This is a genomic window from Neobacillus nitrireducens (assembly GCF_030915405.1).
GTDB lineage: Bacteria > Bacillota > Bacilli > Bacillales > Cytobacillaceae > Neobacillus.
The window spans coordinates 965,283-983,512 of the sequence record NZ_CP133262.1 but is presented as its reverse complement, the minus strand read 5'-3'; the positions used below and the strand labels follow the sequence as shown (position 1 = coordinate 983,512).

The window sequence follows — 18,230 nt, the reverse complement described above, 5'->3', positions numbered from 1 at the left end:
TAATTTCTACGCACTAATCGATTTATCTGTTTTGGCACTTTGGAGTTCGGAATTAGGATGGAACTCATTTTCCATTTTGGAAACAACCACAGTAGCCACCCCATTACCGATCAAGTTAGTAATCGCACGGGCTTCAGACATAAAACGATCGACACCTAGTAATAAGGCAATCCCTTCCACTGGAATCACCGGGAACGCAGACAAAGTAGCAGCAAGTGTAATAAAACCTGAACCTGTTACACCGGCCGCACCTTTAGATGTCAGCATTAGAATACCTAACAAGGTGATTTGATGCCAAATGGTAATATCGACATTGTAAGCTTGAGCAATAAAGAGTGCAGCCATTGAAAGGTAAATAGCCGTCCCATCCAAGTTAAAGGAATAACCTGTTGGAACAACAAGCCCGACAACGGATTTCGAACAACCGTATTTTTCCAATCTTTCCATCATTCTTGGCAGTGCCGATTCCGAGGATGAGGTACCTAACACCAGGAGAATTTCTTCCTTAATATAAGCGATAAATTTTAGAATATTGAAGCCATAAAGTTTCGCGATGGTCCCTAACACAAAGACGATGAAAAGAAACATCGTAGCATAAACACTACCCATCAATTTCCCCAGGGAAACTAACGAGCCAAGACCAAAATTTCCAATCGTATAGGCCATTGCGCCAGATGCAGCAATAGGTGAGAATTTCATTACCATATTAACAATCTTAAAAAATATCTCCGTAAATTGTTCAAACAAGGCAACGACTGGTTTCCCTTTTTGCCCTAAGGAAGCAAGTGCAATCCCGAAAAGTACGGCAAAGAATAAAATTGGGAGCAGCTCGCCCTTCGCCATTGCGCCGACAAAATTATCGGGAATAATTCCTAAAATAAATTCGATGACGCCATGACTGCTTTCTTTTGCCTGTGTGGTAAATTGTGAAATATCTCCGCCTTTTACGGAATCTGTATTAAAGCCTGAACCCGGCTTAATGATATTAACTAGTAGTAAACCAATCGCTAAAGCAAACGTCGTTACAATTTCAAAATACAGAAGCGCTTTCCCGCCAATACGCCCAACTTTCTTCAAATCCCCCATGTTTCCAATACCAATGACAATTGTAAAGAATACGATCGGAGCAATGACCATCTTAATTAACTTGATAAAAATATCCGCTAAAACCTTTAATTCTGTACCGAATTTCGGGAAAAGAAATCCGATGACAATCCCAAGTACTATCCCCAGTAATACTTGGACCGTCAAATTTTTGAAATTAATTTTCATTCCTCATACACCCCTTTGTTTATTAAAAATTGTTAACGCTTTCTTCCCGCCCAAGCACATAATAAATGAAAATTCAGATAATATTAAGTTTTTGGTCATATTGGTCTTATTGTTCCTTTTGTTATAGAAAGTATATTTTTATTAATTTTCATAAAAATCTAATAAAATTGTCATCTAAGAATTTACTATTTTAATAAAATAGGCCATGATAATAATATAAACTGGAAATTAATTTCTTTTACTGTAAGGGGGAGCAGGGGATGTTTCCGTTAAAAGTAATATTGATAGAAGATGATCCGATGGTTAGGGAGGTGCACCGTCAATTTATTGACAGGATTGAAGGGTTCTCGATTATCGGAATCGCCTCCAATGGGATGGAGGGACTGCGATTAGTCAAAGAGCTTAAGCCTGACCTTGCGATTATTGATCTTTATATGCCATATATGGGTGGAGTGGAAATGCTTAGAGAGCTGCGTTCGGAGGCTTATTCGATTGATGTGATCGCAATAACGGCTGCCAGCGATATTGAAACCATCCATGGAGTCCTTCAACAAGGGGCAGTTGACTACATAATGAAACCATTTACATTTGATCGAATAAAAAAATCACTAGATAACTATAAAAACTATCGTGTAAAACTAGGAGAAAAGAAAGCACTTTTACAAGCGGAACTGGATCAGCTTTTATTTATTGATAGAAAAGAAGAATGTGAAAGAGAGAACCTACCCAAGGGATTAAACATGAATACCTTAACAAAAATCACCACCTTTATTTCACGGGAAAACGAGCCTGTATCTGCAGAAGAAGTAGCGGAAAGCATTGGCATGGCACGGGTAACCGCTCGAAGATACCTTGATTACTTAGAAAAAGAAGGAAAAGTGAAAATACATATCCATTACGGCGGCGTGGGAAGACCGATCAATCGTTACGGAGTTTAATTTAATTGACTGCTTGAGAGAGGGGGGCTCATGTTGTGGTGGAAACTAAGGCTAGGAAAACCAAAACTTCGGCTGCAATCAACGATTACCCTGCTGGTTTGTATCGTGGTCGTGATGGCCTTGATAGTAACCGAAATATTGATCACCAACCGTATTTCAAAAGAAACGGAGAAAAGCCAAGCAGAGAAAGCAACGGATATTGCAAGGATCGTAGCAAGGTCACCGATTGTCATTGAGGGACTTTCCAATAAAAAGACCGAAAATAATATCCAATCCTATGCGAACGATATAAAAAGGTCAACACATGTTGAATTTATCGTCGTCATGGACATGTATGGGTTTAGAAAATCACATCCAAACAGCAACCTAATAGGTTTGCATTTTATCGGCGGAGATGAAGGTCCGGTCTTAAAAGGAAAAGAGCATATTTCAACTGCTAGAGGAACATTGGGATTGTCTTTACGCTCGTTTGTTCCTGTTTATGACCATGAGAATCACCAAATAGGGGCCGTTGCAGTAGGAATTTCTTTAGAAAAAGTAAATCAGGCCATCGCCCAGAGCCGGAAAATTATTTTAATTGGAGTTGGCGTTGGAATTCTTGTCGGTATTCTTGGGGCATTGTTTCTCGCAAGAAAAATTAAAGCGATTCTGTTTGGACTTGAACCGAGTGAAATAGCCAAATTGCTTGAAGAACGAAGTGCAATGCTGCAATCAACGAAGGAAGGAATTTTGGCCGTTGACCAAGATGGGAAAACGACACTTTTAAATAATGAGGGGATCAGACTGCTTCACAAAGCTGGTATTCAGGGGACTTTTTTAGGAAGAAAAGTGGATGAATATATGCCGAATACCAAACTCTCTACTGTGTTAAAAACAGGTGAACCACAGTTAGATCAAGAACAGGAAATAAATCATATTACTATTTTAACCAATCGAGTCCCAGTGATTGTGAAGGGGAAAATTGTCGGAGCGATTTCAACATTCAGGGAAAAAACAGAGATCAAGGAATTGGCTGAACAATTAACCGGTGTAAAGTTATACGCAGAGGCACTGCGAACCCAGTCACATGAATTTATGAATAAGCTTCATGTGGTTTCAGGATTAATCCACATGAAGGATTACCAAAGGGTTTCTTCCTACATAACAAAAATTGTCGACCACCAACAATCAGAGGTAGAATTTGTCGTCAGTCGATTTAAAGATCCCGTGTTAGCTGGTTTTATCTTAGGGAAGCTCAGCAATGCCAGGGAAAATGGCTGTGAATTGTTGATTGATGGGGAAGGAAATGTACCGGAACCGCAGCAGCAAGAAGCCACGCATGAAGTGGTCACGATTCTTGGGAATTTAATCGATAATGCCCTGGATGCAGTCGCGGACCGACCACTGAAAAAAGTTACCTTAAGGTTTGACTATTACGATGAAGTCCTGGCGTTGGAGGTCCATGATACAGGACTGGGAATTGATAAGGATATAATTAATTGCATATGTGTTAAGGGGTATTCTACTAAGGGTGAAAATCGAGGAATTGGTTTATATTTAGTGCAGAGAAGCTTGGAGAAATTAAAGGGACAGTTGGAAATTCACTCCCAAAAAGAAAAAGGGACAACATTTATTGTTACATTTCCGTATAAGTTTAAAAAATAATAATGTTATGTAAACTGATAGTTCGTTGAATCTTTTTCCTTTACATTCTAGTATCATAGGAATATCATGTAATTAATTAAATACAAGATCTACTAGGGGTGCCCTGTAATCAGGCTGAGAGAAAACGATTAGTTTTTAACCCTTCGGACCTGATCTGGGTAATACCAGCGTAGGAAAGTAGCCAAGTGAATGTTTTGTTTTTTCTCTGACTAACTAACCAGGTCCGTTTATGGATCTGGTTTTTTTATTTTTTAAAAAAGAAAAGGGGAGATTGGAATGGAAAAAAACAGCTTATATGAAGCATTGGAAAAAGTAAGAAAGGTTAACCCGCTTGTACATAATATCACCAATGTGGTCGTCACAAATTTCACCGCAAATGGGCTTCTCGCCCTAGGTGCCTCACCAGTTATGGCGTATGCTGCCGAAGAAGTTGCTGACATGGCTAAGATTGCGAGTTCACTAGTTTTGAATATTGGTACCTTAAATCCACAAACAGTAGAATCGATGATTATTGCCGGAAAAGCGGCCAATGAAACTGCTGTACCAGTCATCTTTGATCCAGTTGGTGCCGGAGCCACGTCCTACCGAACCGAAACCGCTCAAAGAATAATGAGCGAAGTAAAAGTCTCTGTGATTCGGGGCAACGCAGCGGAGATAGCTAATGTTATCGGGGAGAAATGGGAAATTAAGGGCGTCGATGCAGGTACGACAGCAAACGGGGATACTGTTACCCTCGCGATCAAAGCGGCCCAAACATGGAAATGTGTTGTCGTCATCACTGGTAAAGAGGATGTCGTCTCGGACGGTGAAACAACCTATCTTGTTCGCAATGGACATCCGATTATGACAAAAGTGACGGGAATGGGGTGTCTATTAACCTCAGTGATTGGGGCATTTGCAGGGGTGGAAAAGGATCTGATTCAAGCTACGGTGTCTGCATTAACGTTCTATGAGATTGCTGCTGAAAACGCGGCAGCACAGACAGCTGAAATGGGACCGGGAAGTTTCCAAATTGAATTTTTAAATCAATTAGCTTTAGTTTCTTCGGAAGATATAATTTCACATGCTTTATTTACAAAGGTGAATCAATAAAAGGGGGTAATTTTAATGAAAAAGGCATTAACAATCGCAGGTTCAGATAGCGGCGGCGGTGCCGGAATTCAAGCCGACTTAAAGACGTTTCAGGAATTAGAGGTGTTCGGGATGTCAGCGTTGACGGCTGTAACGGCCCAAAATACACTAGGAGTTCATGCGGTTTATCCAATGTCTGCAGAGGCAGTAAGAAAGCAGATTGAAGCGATTGGCGAGGATATTGGTGCAGATGCAATAAAAACAGGGATGCTGTTCAATGCGGAAATTATAGAGGCTGTCGCTAATCAACTGACGTTTTATGGATGGGAGAATGTGGTGGTTGATCCAGTCATGATTGCCAAAGGTGGCGCTTCTTTGCTGCAAATGGAAGCCATTTCGGCTTTGAAAAAATACTTGTTACCACGTTCCAAAGTAATCACACCGAACATTCCTGAGGCGGAAGTGCTAACGGGCATGGTGATTCAAAGCACCGCAGATAAACGGGAAGCTGCCAAAAGATTATATGACTTAGGTGTCAAAAATGTTGTAATCAAAGGCGGTCACGATGAGAACGAGTCCGAGTCCACCGATGTATTATTTGATGGGAAGGAATTTTTCACCTTTACAAGTCAGCGAATCGAGACAAAGAACACACATGGAACCGGATGTACATTTTCCGCTGTGGTCACTGCTGAGCTGGCAAAAGGGGCAACTGTTTATGAAGCCGTTTTGAAAGCCAAGGATTTTATTCAGGCGGCAATTGAGGATCAACTAGAGATTGGTCAGGGACATGGGCCAACTAACCATTGGGCCTATCGAAAAAGAAACATCGCAAAGGAGTTAAACAGATCATGATTGATTTGCGAGAGGCATTACGTGTTTATTTTATTATGGGAAGTACCAACTGTGTGAAAAATCCAGCCGCTGTGCTAAATGAGGCGATTTCAGGTGGAATTACCCTTTTTCAATTCCGCGAAAAAGGGGAAGGGGCATTCACTGGTTCTGAAAAATATGCACTGGCTCAAATGCTACAGACCATTTGTCGAGAACATCAAATCCCCTTCATTGTGAATGATGACATTGAGCTAGCTGTTGCGATAGATGCGGACGGTGTTCATATCGGGCAAGAGGATGAAACAGTAAAAACAGTTCGAACGAAAATCGGCGCGGATAAAATCCTTGGGGTTTCCGTCCATTCTACAGAAGAAGCCCTGACAGCAATCCAAGATGGAGCGGATTATTTTGGGATTGGACCTGTTTTTCCGACCAAAACAAAGGCGGATGCCAAGCCCTCTCGAGGAACGACGTTGATTGAAAAACTACGTAAAGAGGGCTGCGAGACACCGATTGTTGGAATCGGTGGTATCACGATTGAAAATGCAGGTTCGGTTATTGAGGCGGGAGCTGATGGGGTTTCAGTGATAACAGCCATCAGCCTGGCAGACTCACCGCAGGAAGCAGCGCGGGCATTAAGAAAGAGTGTCATTCTTAAAGGCGTGGTGGAATCGTGACAAAAACCCATAAACTGACGTTGACCGCGATGATGATCGCCATTGGAACCATTTCGAGCAATCTTTTCTATATTCCCATCGGCTTTACAAAGGTCTTTCCGATTCAGCATTTTATGAATGTTTTATCAGCGGTTTTGTTAGGTCCTTATTATGCGGTTGCCCAGGCCTTTGGTGTTTCATTACTCAGAAATTTAATGGGAACGGGTTCACTTTTTGCCTTTCCCGGCAGTATGGTCGGAGCATTGCTTGCCTCGCTCTTATTCTGGAAAACGCGAAAACTATATCTTGCTTTTATCGGTGAGGTGATTGGGACAGGAATCCTAGGCGCACTCCTTTCCTATCCAATCGCAACACTTATTCTTGGCCAAAAAGCGACTGTGTTTGGATTTATTCCTTTATTTATTTTTAGTTCGTTTGCAGGAGCGCTGCTTGGATTTATTATCCTAACTGTTTTTTTAAGGAAAAAAGTATTAATTGTGAATGAAAATGACACAACAATCAGGAAGTAATCTTTGGTCATAAGGGTGTGTACACATGAATGGAGATCTGCTAGCTAAAATCTCGCAAGAAGTAGAAGGGCGAGAAGCGGAATTAATTGAATTGGTGACAGCACTTATTGCATTCCCAACGGTTAGTCCTCCTGCTCGGAATACAAATGAAGTGCAGAATTTTATAAAGGATTATTTAGAAGACTTGGGATTTAACACCGATAAGTGGGACGTTTACCCGGGCGATGCTAATGTCGTCGGTGTATTACCGGGAGAATCTCCTGCAGGTTTTAATAGTTTAATTGTAAATGGTCATGTCGATGTCGCAGAAGTGGGTGATCACTCTGATTGGGAGGAGTCTCCATTTTCAGCATATTGCAAAGAAGGTCATATTTATGGACGTGGTGTGGCCGATATGAAGGGTGGTATTGCAGCATCACTTATCGCGATTAAACTTTTAAAAGAAATGGGAATTTCGCTCCAAGGCGATCTCCAATTTCAATCGGTTATTGGCGAAGAGGTTGGGGAGGCTGGAACCCTAGCATGCGTGGAGAGAGGGTATACAGCCGACTATGCGGTAGTGGTCGATACGAGTGATTTACATATCCAAGGACAAGGCGGCGTCATTACCGGATGGATAACCATTCAAAGCAAGGAAACCCATCATGATGCAATGCGGCGGAAGATGATTCATGCCGGCGGTGGTGTTAAAGGGGCCAGTGCCATTGAGAAAATGATGAAAATTATTTCCGGGCTTCAAGAATTAGAACGACACTGAGCTATTACGAAAAACTATGAAGGCTTTCCTGCCGGCACAAATACCATAAATCCTGCCGTCATTGAAGGTGGACGGCATGCTGCCTTTGTCGCTGATCGTTGTGCCCTTTGGGTAACGGTTCACTTTTACCCAGATGAAGACTACGAAGAGGTAATTAATGAAATTGAACAACATATTGGTGCGGTTGCAGCAGCAGATCCATGGCTTCGTGAGAATCCACCACAATTTGTTTGGGGCGGAAAATCCATGATTGTCGACCGTGGTGAAATTTTTCCATCATTGGAAATTGATGTGAATAATCCCGGCACAAAGGCATTAGCTAACTCGTTTGAAAAATTGTTAACGTACCGTCCAACTGTGGGGATGTCTACCACCGTTACTGATGCAGGCTGGTTGGGACGGGCGGGTATTCCAACAGCCATTTTTGGACCTGGAAAATTGGAAGACGCTCATGCTGTGAATGAGAAAGTGGAGATTCGCCAATTATTAGATTTCACAAAAGTGTTAGCTGTATTTATCGCTGAGTGGTGCAACACGAGAAAGGAGCAGTAGTGATATGAGATTTACCCAGAGACTTTTTGAAAAAGTAAGTGATATTTGGGAGAAAACCCATCAACATCCCTTTGTTGTCGGGATAGGAACAGGGGAGCTGCCCGTCGAATCATTTATCCGCTATATGAAACAGGACTATGTGTTTTTAATTGACTACTCCAAGTTGTTTGCGGCAGGGGCAATTAAAGCAAGAGACATTGAGACGATGGCAGCTTTTGCTAAGCTTCTGGATGAGACATTACATGGAGAAATGGACCTTCACCGACAGTACGCTGCGAGATTTGGGATTACAGATCAACAGCTGGAAGATACAAAACCAATGCCGATCAATTTAGCTTACACACGGTATATGTTGAATGTCGCACAGAATGGGTCGCTTGCGGAATTAGTCTCTGCTCTCTTGCCGTGCATGTGGAGCTACCGGGAGATTAGCATGATGCTAGCAGCCAACTATCCTGATGCTAGCGGACATCTACTCTACGGTGAATGGGTGAAAATGTACTCATCTAATGAGTTTGGTTCATTAACTGCCTGGCTGATTGATTTGCTCGATAACTTGACCGATGGAAAACCGGAGCGGGAGTTAGCCATCTTGGAAGAGCATTTCCTGACAACATCTCGGTTTGAATATATGTTTTGGGATATGGTTTACCAGGGAGGCGAGTGGCCTGTCTAACTCGATGATGTTATCAATTCAAGAACTCTCCTATTCTTTTGAGGAGGAAAAGCCAATCTTCCAAGGACTTACCTTCGATGTACTGCGCGGAGAATTTGTTTCTGTTATCGGTGCGAGCGGATCTGGGAAAAGTACGCTTTTCAAATTGATAACCGGCTTACTCGAACCAGATCAGGGGGACATCCTGATTGATGGTCAACGGACTGGAAAGCGATTAGGAAGTGTTGGCTATATGCCGCAAAAAGATTTGCTGTTACCGTGGCGAACGGTATTAGAAAATGTATTATTACCTCTTGAAGTTACTAAGGAGCGTAAGCAAGCGAAATTACCTGAAATAAAAGAGTGGTTAGCACGTTTTGGATTAGCAGACTATGAAAATACCTATCCCAAAGAGCTTTCGGGAGGAATGAAGCAACGTGTCGCCTTTTTAAGGACCCTGATGATGGGAAAAGAACTTCTATTATTAGATGAGCCGTTTGGCGCACTTGATTCGCTGACAAAACGAAACATGCATCAATGGTTACTAGGGCTGTGGGGGGAATTACAAAAGACGGTATTGTTCATTACCCATGACCTGGAGGAGGCCATTTTGTTAAGCGACAGAGTTTATGTGCTCCACGATAAAGGAATGAAAGAAATGAAGGTCACCCTGCCACGGCCTAGAAGTTCACAGCTAATCTATCAATCTGAGTTTATTACGATGAGAAAAGAACTGGAGTGGCTGATTCAAAATGAAAGCTAGGTTGAAAAAATGGACAGACCAGTACGGTTTGTTTTTATTAGTTGTCCTCCTTCTCGTCAGTGGATGGGAGTGGGTAGTCTGGCAGGGAATGATCCCATCATTTATTTTGCCTGCTCCATCAGCTATTTGGGGAGCATTGCTTGAAAATCGACAACTGTTGTTTGAGGAGCATTTACCCGCAACTTTAAAGGAAGTTCTGATTGGGTTCGGACTGTCTGTAATCGGCGGTCTAATCATGGGAGTAGGAATGCATTTTTCCCGTTCATTAGAAAAAGTTCTTTATCCGTTTCTTGTCATCTCTCAAACAGTGCCGCTCATTGCCATTTCACCGATTTTTATCATGTGGTTCGGGTATTCGATTTGGAGCAAAATTGCCGTCACCATTTTAACTGCATTTTTTCCTATCGTCGTCAGTACCTATGATGGGCTGAAAACAGGTAGTCTTGAATATCGTGAATTACTGTTAACAATGGGTGCTAATCGCTGGGACATTTTTAATAAAATTCAACTGCCGATGGCGTTGCCTGCCATTTTTTCAGGATTAAAATTGTCGGTTGTTTATTGCGTCGTCGGTGCGACGATTGGTGAATGGCTGGGGGCAAGTGAAGGCTTAGGGTATTTCAGTCGAAGAATGTCGGGTAACTTACAGGCGGACTCCGTGTTTGCATCGATATTCCTCTTGTCCATGCTTGGGATCGTTTTATTTTTATTGATTGGTTTATTGGAAAAACAGGTATTAAAAAATAGAAATCGCTTCAACTAAGAGAGGAAGAACGTAAAAATGAAAAAGAGTTTTTTGATTATGGTCAGTCTATTGTTACTTTTATTAAGTGCTTGCGGAAAAGAAGCAGCAGAGAAAAAGGGCGGTTCGAACGAGAAACTTCAGAAAGTAAGCTTAATGCTCGATTGGTACCCTAATGCGGTCCATTCATTCCTGTTTGCAGCTGAGGAAAAGGGATACTTTAAACAACAAGGCTTAGATGTAGATATTCAAATGCCTGCAGATACGAATGATCCGCTCAAACTTGTCGCAGCGAATCAAATGGATATGGCCTTAAGCTATCAACCACAGGTACTCGTGGCACGCAGTGAAGATATTCCCGTGCAATCATTTGGTGCGATTGTCCGCCACCCGCTAAATCAATTAATGGTGCAAGCCGATGGTCCGATTCAATCCCCTAAGGATTTAGCAGGGAAAACGATTGGTTATCCATCGATTCCGTTAGATGAAGCGATTGTTCAAACCATGGTAAAAGCGGACGGCGGAAATGCCGAGAAGATTAAAATGGTCGATGTCGGCTGGGATCTGATCCCCGCGATGGCAACGAAAAAAACAGATGCCCTAATCGGCGGTTATATTAACCATGAGAAATTATTGCTTGATAAAGAGGGGCACCCGATGAGAACTTTAAATCCTGCAGACTTTGGCGTACCTGATTATTATGAATTGGTATTGGTCGCTAGTGAAAAAGGATTGAAAGAAAAGCCAGCCGTATTTAAAAAGTTTATGGCCGCGATTACAGAGGGTCAAAAATACGTTCAGTCTCATCCCGAAGACGGTCTCTCGATATTAATGAACCATGAAGATAAAACGTCACCACTAGAGAAGGATGTCGAAACAAAAAGCTTACAAATCCTCCTCCCGCTGATGGATGCAAAAGAAAAACCATTCGGCTACCAAGACCCTGAAACATGGAAAAACACCGCCCAATGGCTAAAAGACAACAAAGTCATTAAACCATCCGTCCAAGCTGGGGATGCATTTATTAATTTCTAAACCATATTGGTGTCAGGCACCACAAAAAGACAATACAAGCAAACTGTCCGCTGTGGGTGGACGGTTTGCTCTTGAACTTTCATGCAAAAGACCGCTGCCTTCTTTCAATGGCAGCGGTCTTCGTTTTTATGAAAAGTTTTGATAAACGGGTCTTGTGATAAGGTTCATGAGATATGCAGGGATTCGTGAATTGGGCTTTCTTTTTTTATTTAGGAAGGAAAGTATCGTGCTTGCCTTTTTGATGCCTACTCCATGTCCATAGTATTGGTCATCACTCATAAAAATCACATTTTCTGCACGCCAATGCGCTTCTTTCGGGTTAACATCCGGATTATTGAAATGCACGATATCACCTGGTATGAAGTCATCCCCATATTTCTGAGTTAGCCTTAGGGGATGATGAAATTGCCAATCCAATAAAAGCAGCCGATCAAAAAGGAGATCAAATCTTCTGCTACCAATCGAATACAGGGTCGCAAGATATAAGACAATGGCAATTCCTGTGGAACAGTCAAAGGCATAAAGCGATCCATTTTTTAAGATATCAAGAATGGCGCCCGAGGGTCTAACGTTTGGTTTGAGAAGAAAACCGCCATTACCTAGACGATCCCAATACTTTCTATTGCAAAACGCATACGTAAAGGTCGTAAACTGTACTTTACTATTATTAAGATCATGTGCAGCCTTAAGTGTCTTTGTTCTGAACAGCAGCTCGAATTCAAATTCACTCAACGTCTGAAAATAAAAAACCTCTTTTGATTTCACCATTTTCGTAACGATGTCTTTCTGTTCATTTGTTGTAAGGTAATTACTAAGGTCATCCAGATGAATCGTTTGCTGATTTATATTAATCATTTTCGCACCTGCTTCCTTCCACAACCACTCCTTCTAAAAAAGTATGAAACTTTTAAACTATTCGTTCCTTTAATCCAAGCTATTTCTGGGTATATCCTCGTAAATTCTTTTAGTAAAAGATAAGGTGATTACAAATGACTAATGGCAGCCTTGGATTTAAGTAAGCGCCAGCCGGTAAAAAGGGCGGAAAATAAACAAATCGATGCTGAGCCGATGAAGACAAAATGCATCCCTTCAATAAAGATATCCGGACGGTTGGGTATTAAATCGGTGACCCGGTATCCAGCCTTCGAACTCATAACGCTAAATAAACTAGTCGTTGCTACTGATATTCCGACGACCATTCCAATATTTCTTACCAGTGAATTGACACTGCCAGCAATGCCAAGCTGCGATCTCTGGACAGAAGACATAACCAACGAGTTGTTAGGTGATTGGAAAAGTCCATTCCCCACTCCTAATAGGGCCACTAACAATCCAAACGTTAGGATCGAACTGCCCATATGTAAGGTGGAAAAGCCAACTTGGGCAATCACCATGACAAGTAATCCAGCGAAGGTTAGCTGTTCCGACCCAATTTTATCGGAGAGCGCTCCGCTAAGTGGTGCAGCGACTGCCATGGTTATTGGGAATAACATTAATAATAATCCGGCATTGACTGGCGATAAATGTAAAATATTTTGCGTATAAAACGGTGCAAGGATATTAAAGCAAAAGGTTGCCACAAAGGTAAGAAATCCACAGAGTATACTTACTGAAAATGACTGGTTCATGAAGAGAGCCAATTGCAGCATGGGGTCAGACTTTTGTTTCTCAACTCTAATAAACAAGAAAAAGGTAAACACGGCAATGGTAAATGAAACTAATATACGAATATCCTCGTAACCCGCTTGCTGCCCTAATAGGAGTCCAGTAAACAAGGAAATAATAAAGGTGGAAAATAAAAAACTGCCTATTAGATCAAGCTTTGCCTTCACAAATGTAATATCAACTGGAAGTATTCTCCAGCCAATCGCAATGATGATTAATCCGATTGGGATATTCACCCAGAATATATATTCCCAGCCTAAGGAAGAGACTAATATTCCACCCAGACTAGGACCAGCAATACTCCCAAGTGAAACAAACGTACCAATTAGACCTAGTGCCTTTCCACGCTCATTTGGTGGAAAAATTTCAGTGATAATTCCTTGGCTGTTTGCCATCGTCATCGAAGCACCGATCGCCTGGATAATCCGAAAGAGAACTAGCATTAGGAGAGAGGAACTAAATCCGCATAATAAGGAACCTAGTAAAAAAATAATGGCCCCTATTTTAAAAATTTTAATTTTCCCAAATAAATCTCCTAATTTACCAAACAATAGAATAAACGTGCAAACGGTGATTAGATAACCGCTGACAATCCATTGCGTTTGGGAGATGGGCAGGTGCATTTCTTTTGATATTACCGGGAGTGCAATATTGACAATACTCCCGTCGAGCGTAGACATAAAGACAATTAAATTGAGAATAACTAATATTGACCAGCGTCTTTTTTGAATCATTTCATCGGCTTGAAAGGTCTTAGCATGGGGATTCATGGGAAACACCTCATTTTAGGAATGGTAGATTAATAGTTGCGCATGCAACTATATCGTCACGGAAAGTCTATCTTATGATTGTTGCGCGTGCAACTAATTTGAGGTAATATTTCTTTTGTTGACACATTTAAAAGGGGGATCCGAGATGGAACGAAAACCATTTGGAAAGCTGATTTCTCAAATCAATCGACAAAACCAGAAATTCTTAACAAAAGAATTAAAAGTATATCAAATTGGCGGGGGAGGGCAGCATAGTTTTTTAATTGAGATATTAAGGCGTCCTGGCATCAATCAGGATCAATTGACTTTAGAATTAAAATTTGATAAAGCTACCACTGCGCGTGCCGCGAAACAATTAGAGGAAGCAGGGTATATTGAACGCAGGGTTGATAAAGAGGACCGCCGTTCATATCAACTCTACCCAACACAAAAAGGGCTGGAATTTCATCCAACCCTCCAAGACATCTTAGAAACATCAAACCAACTTCTTACAAGTGGATTAACAAAAGAAGAAAAAGACCAACTTTTCACCTTGCTGCGAAAATTAACAATTGAACCAACTTCAAAATAAATGTCCACTGTACACGGACGAATGTCCATTGTTGGTGCCTGACACCAAAACGGACACCAAAACTATATGATTAGCTTTCTTGCAAGGCTGTTTTCCTATTTTTCATAAATCTTACATACATGAGAAAGAAGACGATGGCGCTGATGAATCTTAGGATGGATATGATGCCCATCGATTTTTGCATGCCAGTTACTTCGAGCAGCCATATCCCGATTTGCGGTGCGATGAAGGCAACAAAGGATAATAGAACATTATAAGTTGTGATGCAATACGTTCTTTTTTCCTGTGGAGATTGCTCCAACAGCAAGTTGAACAAAAGCAGCATCGTACCGGAAACAAAGAACCCGGATGTCATTGATACAAATGTCAAATAGATTAGATTAGTAGACAAAACGGTCAAGAACGGGGCAGTGGCCATCCCAACTGCTACCCAAACGAGCACCAAAGTGGTGGATTTTTGATCGGCCCATTTTTTCCATAATGGGAAGGTAAAGATCTGTACTAATTGATTAGCTACTGAGAAAATACTGATCCAAAGAATTGTAGCATGAGCATATCTTACATTATAAATATTGAATAATCCCCAGGCCATTTGCCATGAGAAGTTAAAGCAGAGGGCAGTTATTAGAAACCATTTGTACCCATTATCCTTAAAAATGGACCAATCCATGGGCGAATTCTTTTGCTGCTTGGTAGTTTTCGTTTGAACTGTTTCTTTATGCTTCATTAAGAAAAATACTTCTAATAATCCAAAAAGAAATGCGATCAGAAATAAAACCTGGTAGGCAATGGCATTGTCGGTTTGGTTTTTCATGATGATTCCAATGATCAACGTAGTGATCATCCCGACAATCGTTAATAGGCGGTTTCTGTCACTGAAAAATGCTCCTCTTCGGTCTTCTTTAATCATTCCGCTAATCAGTGTTTGCCAGCCAATATTTGATATCGTTCCCGGAACATTCATTACAGCTACAATGATTAAAAACGCCCATGCTTGATAAGCTGAGCCAATGAAAAGCACACCAGCTAAAAGGGCAAACAAGATTCGAGCCCATAAAACAGACATGGCTACGGTCTTCTTTTGCTGCTCTAAGCGATTCAATAGGATTGCAGCTGGAATGGTCATGATAAGTGCAACCAAGGGCGGCAGGGAGCTGATTAGCCCCACTTGATAGTTGCTTGCGCCGAGAATAGATATGGCGAAAATAGGAAAAAAGTTACTAGCAAGGTTCACAGCAATGGTCGACACCATTCCATGATAGATACTTACTTTTTCGTTGTATGTGCGCATGTCCACCCACCATTTTTATAAAAAATTCTATAGTCATTATACATCAAGAATACTGCATTTTTTTTAAAAAATAATTATATTTTAAAATAACTTTTTTCTTGTTCAACGAAAAAAAGTAAGTTGAACAAGAAAAAATTCACCTCCTAGATTGTTATATTAATGCTAATTAAGAATTGAAAAACAACGGAATAATTCCAGTATTTTTACAATAGATATAATAAATTCCGCAGATACATTTGCATTATGTTGGACCATCTGTTATAGTTAGGGAGAATTATTTTTGTTAGTCGGTAAGGATGAAAAAAGGGAATACTGCTTTTTGTCTAAAAGATCGAACTGAGCAAGGATAGTAATTTTATGTGTGCAAAGCACACAGCAGGAGGAAACACAAATGGAACAAGGTAAAGTAAAATGGTTTAATGCAGAAAAAGGTTTTGGATTCATCGAGCGCGAAGCTGGAGACGACGTATTCGTACACTTCTCTGCTATCCAAGGCGAAGGTTTCAAATCTTTAGACGAAGGTCAAGCAGTGACTTTTGAAGTTGAGCAAGGTCAACGTGGACCACAAGCTACTAACGTTCGTAAAGCATAATCTAAACCACATAAATGTGAAGAAAAAGGCTCTCTCGTAGAGCCTTTTTTTAATTGTGTGCCAGGCATGGCAACTACCTAGGTGGTGAAAGTCCACTGTGGGGGTACACATCGACCAACCACTAAGGAAGCGCAAGGTACTTACCGTGAGGTAAGGGCTGAAGGAAGCGTGGAATAAAATCTTGGCTCGACGAACAGAAATCTGATACTAAGGCTTTATAAAGGGATGAGACTCCAATACAAGTCAAAGTCCAAAAGATGTGCGTAACTTTATAGAGTAAATCAGGCGAGTAAAAGAGGAAAGATAGTTGTCTTACCCTGGGAGGTCTTGCGGATGTACGGAAGTACAGTCGAAAAAGGTTAGCCGCAAGAAGTCAGCAGAAGCCATAGTAGTGAATTTAGTTCATGAAGGGCTGAACAATTTATAGTGTTTCAACACCACGAATGCGTAAGTGACGGACTCCGAATGTATTAATGGTGAAAGTATGAGCGTATCTCAAAGGCTAACCAAAATGGAGCTATTACTTACTACGTGAGAGGGAAGGAGAAACGAGTGTGGAACTTTTAGAACAGATTCTAAGTAATCATAATATGAACGAAGCCTACCTGCGTGTCTATAAAAATAAAGGTGCGAGCGGGGTCGATGGAGTAACAGTCGAAGAACTAAAGCAATATCTGAGAGAGAATAAGGATGAGCTACGTCAGCGCATCAGAACAAGAAAATACCAACCACAAGCTGCCTTAAGAGTGGAAATCCCAAAAGAAAATGGCAAGATGCGCAAGTTGGGAATACCAACAGTAGTGGATAGAGTAGTTCAACAAGCCATTCATCAAGTTCTCAGTCCGATATTTGAAAAGCAATTCAGCGAATTCAGTTACGGCTTTAGACCAAAAAGAAGCTGTGAGATGGCTATTATAAAAAGCTTGGAATTTCTGAACGATGGGCACGATTGGGTGGTAGACATTGACCTCGAAAGATTCTTCGATACAGTCCATCACGATAAACTCATGCGAATTATTGCCAACACAATAGATGATGGTAATGTCATCTCGTTAATCAGAAAATACTTAGTCAGTGGAGTCATGGTGAAAGGGAAATATGAAGAAACACCAGTCGGGACTCCGCAAGGAGGAAACCTTAGTCCGTTATTGAGTAACATTATGTTAAACGAACTCGATAAGGAACTAGAGAAAAGAGGACTACGATTCGTGAGATACGCTGACGACGCTCTTATCTTTGTAAAGAGTGAGACAGCAGCAAACAGAGTGATGAAATCAATCGTGAGATTTATAGAAGAAAAACTAGGATTAATAGTCAATGTGGAGAAGAGCAAAATCTCTCGCCCAAAAGAGTTAAAATTCTTAGGCTTTGGATATTATTACGATACAAAAAACAAGAGGTATCAAGTAAAACCCCATCCCATGTCAATACAGAAATTCCAAAGGAAGCTTCGAAAATTAACAAAGCGAAACTGGAGTGTTCCGCTAGACTTCCGAATTTTAAAACTGAAACAAGTCATACTTGGGTGGGTCAATTACTTTAGAATCTCAAATATGAAAAAAGCGTTGACTGAGATAGATAAGAAGCTTCGCTCCAGAATTAGAGTTATCATCTGGAAGCAATGGAAGGTATCGAAGAAACAAATCAAATCGCTTGTTCAATTAGGGATTCCTGAGGAAGAGGCGAAAGGATTAACTTTCTGTCGAAGAGGTTACCGATTCATCGGATTATCGAAAGTCGTTCAAAGAGCAATTTCGAACAAAAGACTAAAGCAGAGGGGACTTCCCTCCGCTTTAGAACATTATCTAAAAGTACACACTGTAATATAAATTGAACCGCCGTATACGGAACCGTACGTACGGTGGTGTGAGAGGGGCGAAAATAATTAATTA

At 41.1% G+C, this 18,230-nt stretch carries 17 protein-coding genes, 1 pseudogene and 1 riboswitch; of the genes and pseudogenes, 14 read left to right on the top strand and 4 right to left on the bottom strand.

Going from position 1 to position 18,230, the window contains the following annotated elements:
• Positions 1 to 6: 6 nt before the first annotated feature.
• Entirely contained in the window at positions 7 to 1,272 is a 1,266-nt protein-coding gene (locus tag RCG22_RS04820) for a dicarboxylate/amino acid:cation symporter (protein WP_308105958.1), read from the bottom strand.
• A gap of 260 nt (positions 1,273 to 1,532) precedes the next feature.
• Here RCG22_RS04820 and RCG22_RS04815 point away from each other — a divergent pair, with 260 nt between their 5' ends.
• The 11 genes and pseudogenes from RCG22_RS04815 (at position 1,533) to RCG22_RS04765 (ending at position 11,449) form a co-directional block, all read left to right on the top strand.
• Positions 1,533 to 2,210: a response regulator gene (locus RCG22_RS04815; protein WP_308105957.1), complete on the top strand. Its 678-nt coding sequence runs from the start codon at positions 1,533 to 1,535 to the stop codon at positions 2,208 to 2,210.
• A gap of 30 nt (positions 2,211 to 2,240) precedes the next feature.
• On the top strand, positions 2,241 to 3,854 hold the full coding sequence (dcuS, locus tag RCG22_RS04810; protein ID WP_308105956.1) for a DcuS/MalK family sensor histidine kinase: 1,614 nt from the start codon (positions 2,241 to 2,243) through the stop codon (positions 3,852 to 3,854).
• Positions 3,855 to 3,938: 84 nt separating this feature from the next.
• Positions 3,939 to 4,047: riboswitch (TPP riboswitch) on the top strand.
• A gap of 83 nt (positions 4,048 to 4,130) precedes the next feature.
• Positions 4,131 to 4,946, top strand: a complete 816-nt coding sequence (thiM, locus tag RCG22_RS04805) for a hydroxyethylthiazole kinase (RefSeq protein ID WP_308105955.1) — start codon at positions 4,131 to 4,133, stop codon at positions 4,944 to 4,946.
• Between the two features lie 15 nt (positions 4,947 to 4,961).
• On the top strand, positions 4,962 to 5,780 hold the full coding sequence (thiD, locus tag RCG22_RS04800; protein WP_308105954.1) for a bifunctional hydroxymethylpyrimidine kinase/phosphomethylpyrimidine kinase: 819 nt from the start codon (positions 4,962 to 4,964) through the stop codon (positions 5,778 to 5,780).
• Positions 5,777 to 6,436, top strand: a complete 660-nt coding sequence (gene thiE / locus RCG22_RS04795; protein ID WP_308105953.1) for a thiamine phosphate synthase — start codon at positions 5,777 to 5,779, stop codon at positions 6,434 to 6,436. Before thiD ends, thiE begins: the two co-directional genes overlap by 4 nt.
• Complete coding sequence (thiW, locus tag RCG22_RS04790) at positions 6,433 to 6,945, top strand: energy coupling factor transporter S component ThiW (RefSeq protein ID WP_098261540.1); 513 nt, start codon at positions 6,433 to 6,435, stop codon at positions 6,943 to 6,945. Before thiE ends, thiW begins: the two co-directional genes overlap by 4 nt.
• Positions 6,946 to 6,970: 25 nt before the next feature.
• Positions 6,971 to 8,254: pseudogene (locus tag RCG22_RS04785) on the top strand (acetylornithine deacetylase).
• Between the two features lie 4 nt (positions 8,255 to 8,258).
• On the top strand, positions 8,259 to 8,930 hold the full coding sequence (tenA, locus tag RCG22_RS04780) for a thiaminase II (protein WP_308105952.1): 672 nt from the start codon (positions 8,259 to 8,261) through the stop codon (positions 8,928 to 8,930).
• Between the two features lie 7 nt (positions 8,931 to 8,937).
• Positions 8,938 to 9,672, top strand: a complete 735-nt coding sequence (locus tag RCG22_RS04775) for an ABC transporter ATP-binding protein (RefSeq protein ID WP_374049463.1) — start codon at positions 8,938 to 8,940, stop codon at positions 9,670 to 9,672.
• A complete protein-coding gene (locus tag RCG22_RS04770) occupies positions 9,662 to 10,435 on the top strand; it encodes an ABC transporter permease (RefSeq protein WP_308105950.1) in 774 nt (257 codons plus the stop codon). The genes RCG22_RS04775 and RCG22_RS04770 overlap by 11 nt, the downstream gene beginning before the upstream one ends.
• Before the next feature lie 18 nt (positions 10,436 to 10,453).
• Positions 10,454 to 11,449: an ABC transporter substrate-binding protein gene (locus tag RCG22_RS04765; RefSeq protein ID WP_308105949.1), complete on the top strand. Its 996-nt coding sequence runs from the start codon at positions 10,454 to 10,456 to the stop codon at positions 11,447 to 11,449.
• Positions 11,450 to 11,575: 126 nt separating this feature from the next.
• Here RCG22_RS04765 and RCG22_RS04760 read toward each other — a convergent pair whose 3' ends face one another.
• Together RCG22_RS04760 and RCG22_RS04755 are read right to left on the bottom strand one after the other, a co-directional pair.
• Entirely contained in the window at positions 11,576 to 12,304 is a 729-nt protein-coding gene (locus RCG22_RS04760; RefSeq protein ID WP_308105948.1) for a protein-glutamine gamma-glutamyltransferase, read from the bottom strand.
• A gap of 128 nt (positions 12,305 to 12,432) precedes the next feature.
• Positions 12,433 to 13,884: an MFS transporter gene (locus RCG22_RS04755; RefSeq protein WP_308105947.1), complete on the bottom strand. Its 1,452-nt coding sequence runs from the start codon at positions 13,882 to 13,884 to the stop codon at positions 12,433 to 12,435.
• A 145-nt stretch (positions 13,885 to 14,029) separates the two neighbouring features.
• On the opposite strand from RCG22_RS04755, the gene RCG22_RS04750 reads away from it, so the two are divergent.
• The gene (locus RCG22_RS04750; protein ID WP_308105946.1) at positions 14,030 to 14,455 is read left to right on the top strand and encodes a MarR family winged helix-turn-helix transcriptional regulator; all 426 of its coding nucleotides are present in this window, start codon (positions 14,030 to 14,032) and stop codon (positions 14,453 to 14,455) included.
• Between the two features lie 70 nt (positions 14,456 to 14,525).
• Here the strand turns inward: RCG22_RS04750 and RCG22_RS04745 are convergent, their stop codons facing one another.
• Complete coding sequence (locus RCG22_RS04745) at positions 14,526 to 15,746, bottom strand: MFS transporter (RefSeq protein WP_308105945.1); 1,221 nt, start codon at positions 15,744 to 15,746, stop codon at positions 14,526 to 14,528.
• A gap of 391 nt (positions 15,747 to 16,137) precedes the next feature.
• Between RCG22_RS04745 and RCG22_RS04740 the strand changes: the two genes are divergently transcribed.
• Together RCG22_RS04740 and ltrA are read left to right on the top strand one after the other, a co-directional pair.
• The gene (locus RCG22_RS04740; RefSeq protein WP_066253749.1) at positions 16,138 to 16,338 is read left to right on the top strand and encodes a cold-shock protein; all 201 of its coding nucleotides are present in this window, start codon (positions 16,138 to 16,140) and stop codon (positions 16,336 to 16,338) included.
• A 554-nt stretch (positions 16,339 to 16,892) separates the two neighbouring features.
• Complete coding sequence (gene ltrA / locus RCG22_RS04735) at positions 16,893 to 18,167, top strand: group II intron reverse transcriptase/maturase (protein WP_308104873.1); 1,275 nt, start codon at positions 16,893 to 16,895, stop codon at positions 18,165 to 18,167.
• The last annotated feature ends 63 nt before the right edge of the window (positions 18,168 to 18,230 follow it).

Excerpts from the sequence above, each read along its gene's own strand:
- RCG22_RS04820 (WP_308105958.1), bottom strand. The coding sequence starts at position 1,272 with ATGAAAATTAATTTCAAAAATTTGACGGTCCAAGTATTACTGGGGATA.
- RCG22_RS04815 (WP_308105957.1), top strand. The coding sequence starts at position 1,533 with ATGTTTCCGTTAAAAGTAATATTGATAGAAGATGATCCGATGGTTAGG.
- dcuS (WP_308105956.1), top strand. The coding sequence starts at position 2,241 with ATGTTGTGGTGGAAACTAAGGCTAGGAAAACCAAAACTTCGGCTGCAA.
- thiM (WP_308105955.1), top strand. The coding sequence starts at position 4,131 with ATGGAAAAAAACAGCTTATATGAAGCATTGGAAAAAGTAAGAAAGGTT.
- thiD (WP_308105954.1), top strand. The coding sequence starts at position 4,962 with ATGAAAAAGGCATTAACAATCGCAGGTTCAGATAGCGGCGGCGGTGCC.
- thiE (WP_308105953.1), top strand. The coding sequence starts at position 5,777 with ATGATTGATTTGCGAGAGGCATTACGTGTTTATTTTATTATGGGAAGT.
- tenA (WP_308105952.1), top strand. The coding sequence starts at position 8,259 with ATGAGATTTACCCAGAGACTTTTTGAAAAAGTAAGTGATATTTGGGAG.
- RCG22_RS04775 (WP_374049463.1), top strand. The coding sequence starts at position 8,938 with ATGTTATCAATTCAAGAACTCTCCTATTCTTTTGAGGAGGAAAAGCCA.
- RCG22_RS04770 (WP_308105950.1), top strand. The coding sequence starts at position 9,662 with ATGAAAGCTAGGTTGAAAAAATGGACAGACCAGTACGGTTTGTTTTTA.
- RCG22_RS04765 (WP_308105949.1), top strand. The coding sequence starts at position 10,454 with ATGAAAAAGAGTTTTTTGATTATGGTCAGTCTATTGTTACTTTTATTA.
- RCG22_RS04760 (WP_308105948.1), bottom strand. The coding sequence starts at position 12,304 with ATGATTAATATAAATCAGCAAACGATTCATCTGGATGACCTTAGTAAT.
- RCG22_RS04755 (WP_308105947.1), bottom strand. The coding sequence starts at position 13,884 with ATGAATCCCCATGCTAAGACCTTTCAAGCCGATGAAATGATTCAAAAA.
- RCG22_RS04750 (WP_308105946.1), top strand. The coding sequence starts at position 14,030 with ATGGAACGAAAACCATTTGGAAAGCTGATTTCTCAAATCAATCGACAA.
- RCG22_RS04745 (WP_308105945.1), bottom strand. The coding sequence starts at position 15,746 with ATGCGCACATACAACGAAAAAGTAAGTATCTATCATGGAATGGTGTCG.
- RCG22_RS04740 (WP_066253749.1), top strand. The coding sequence starts at position 16,138 with ATGGAACAAGGTAAAGTAAAATGGTTTAATGCAGAAAAAGGTTTTGGA.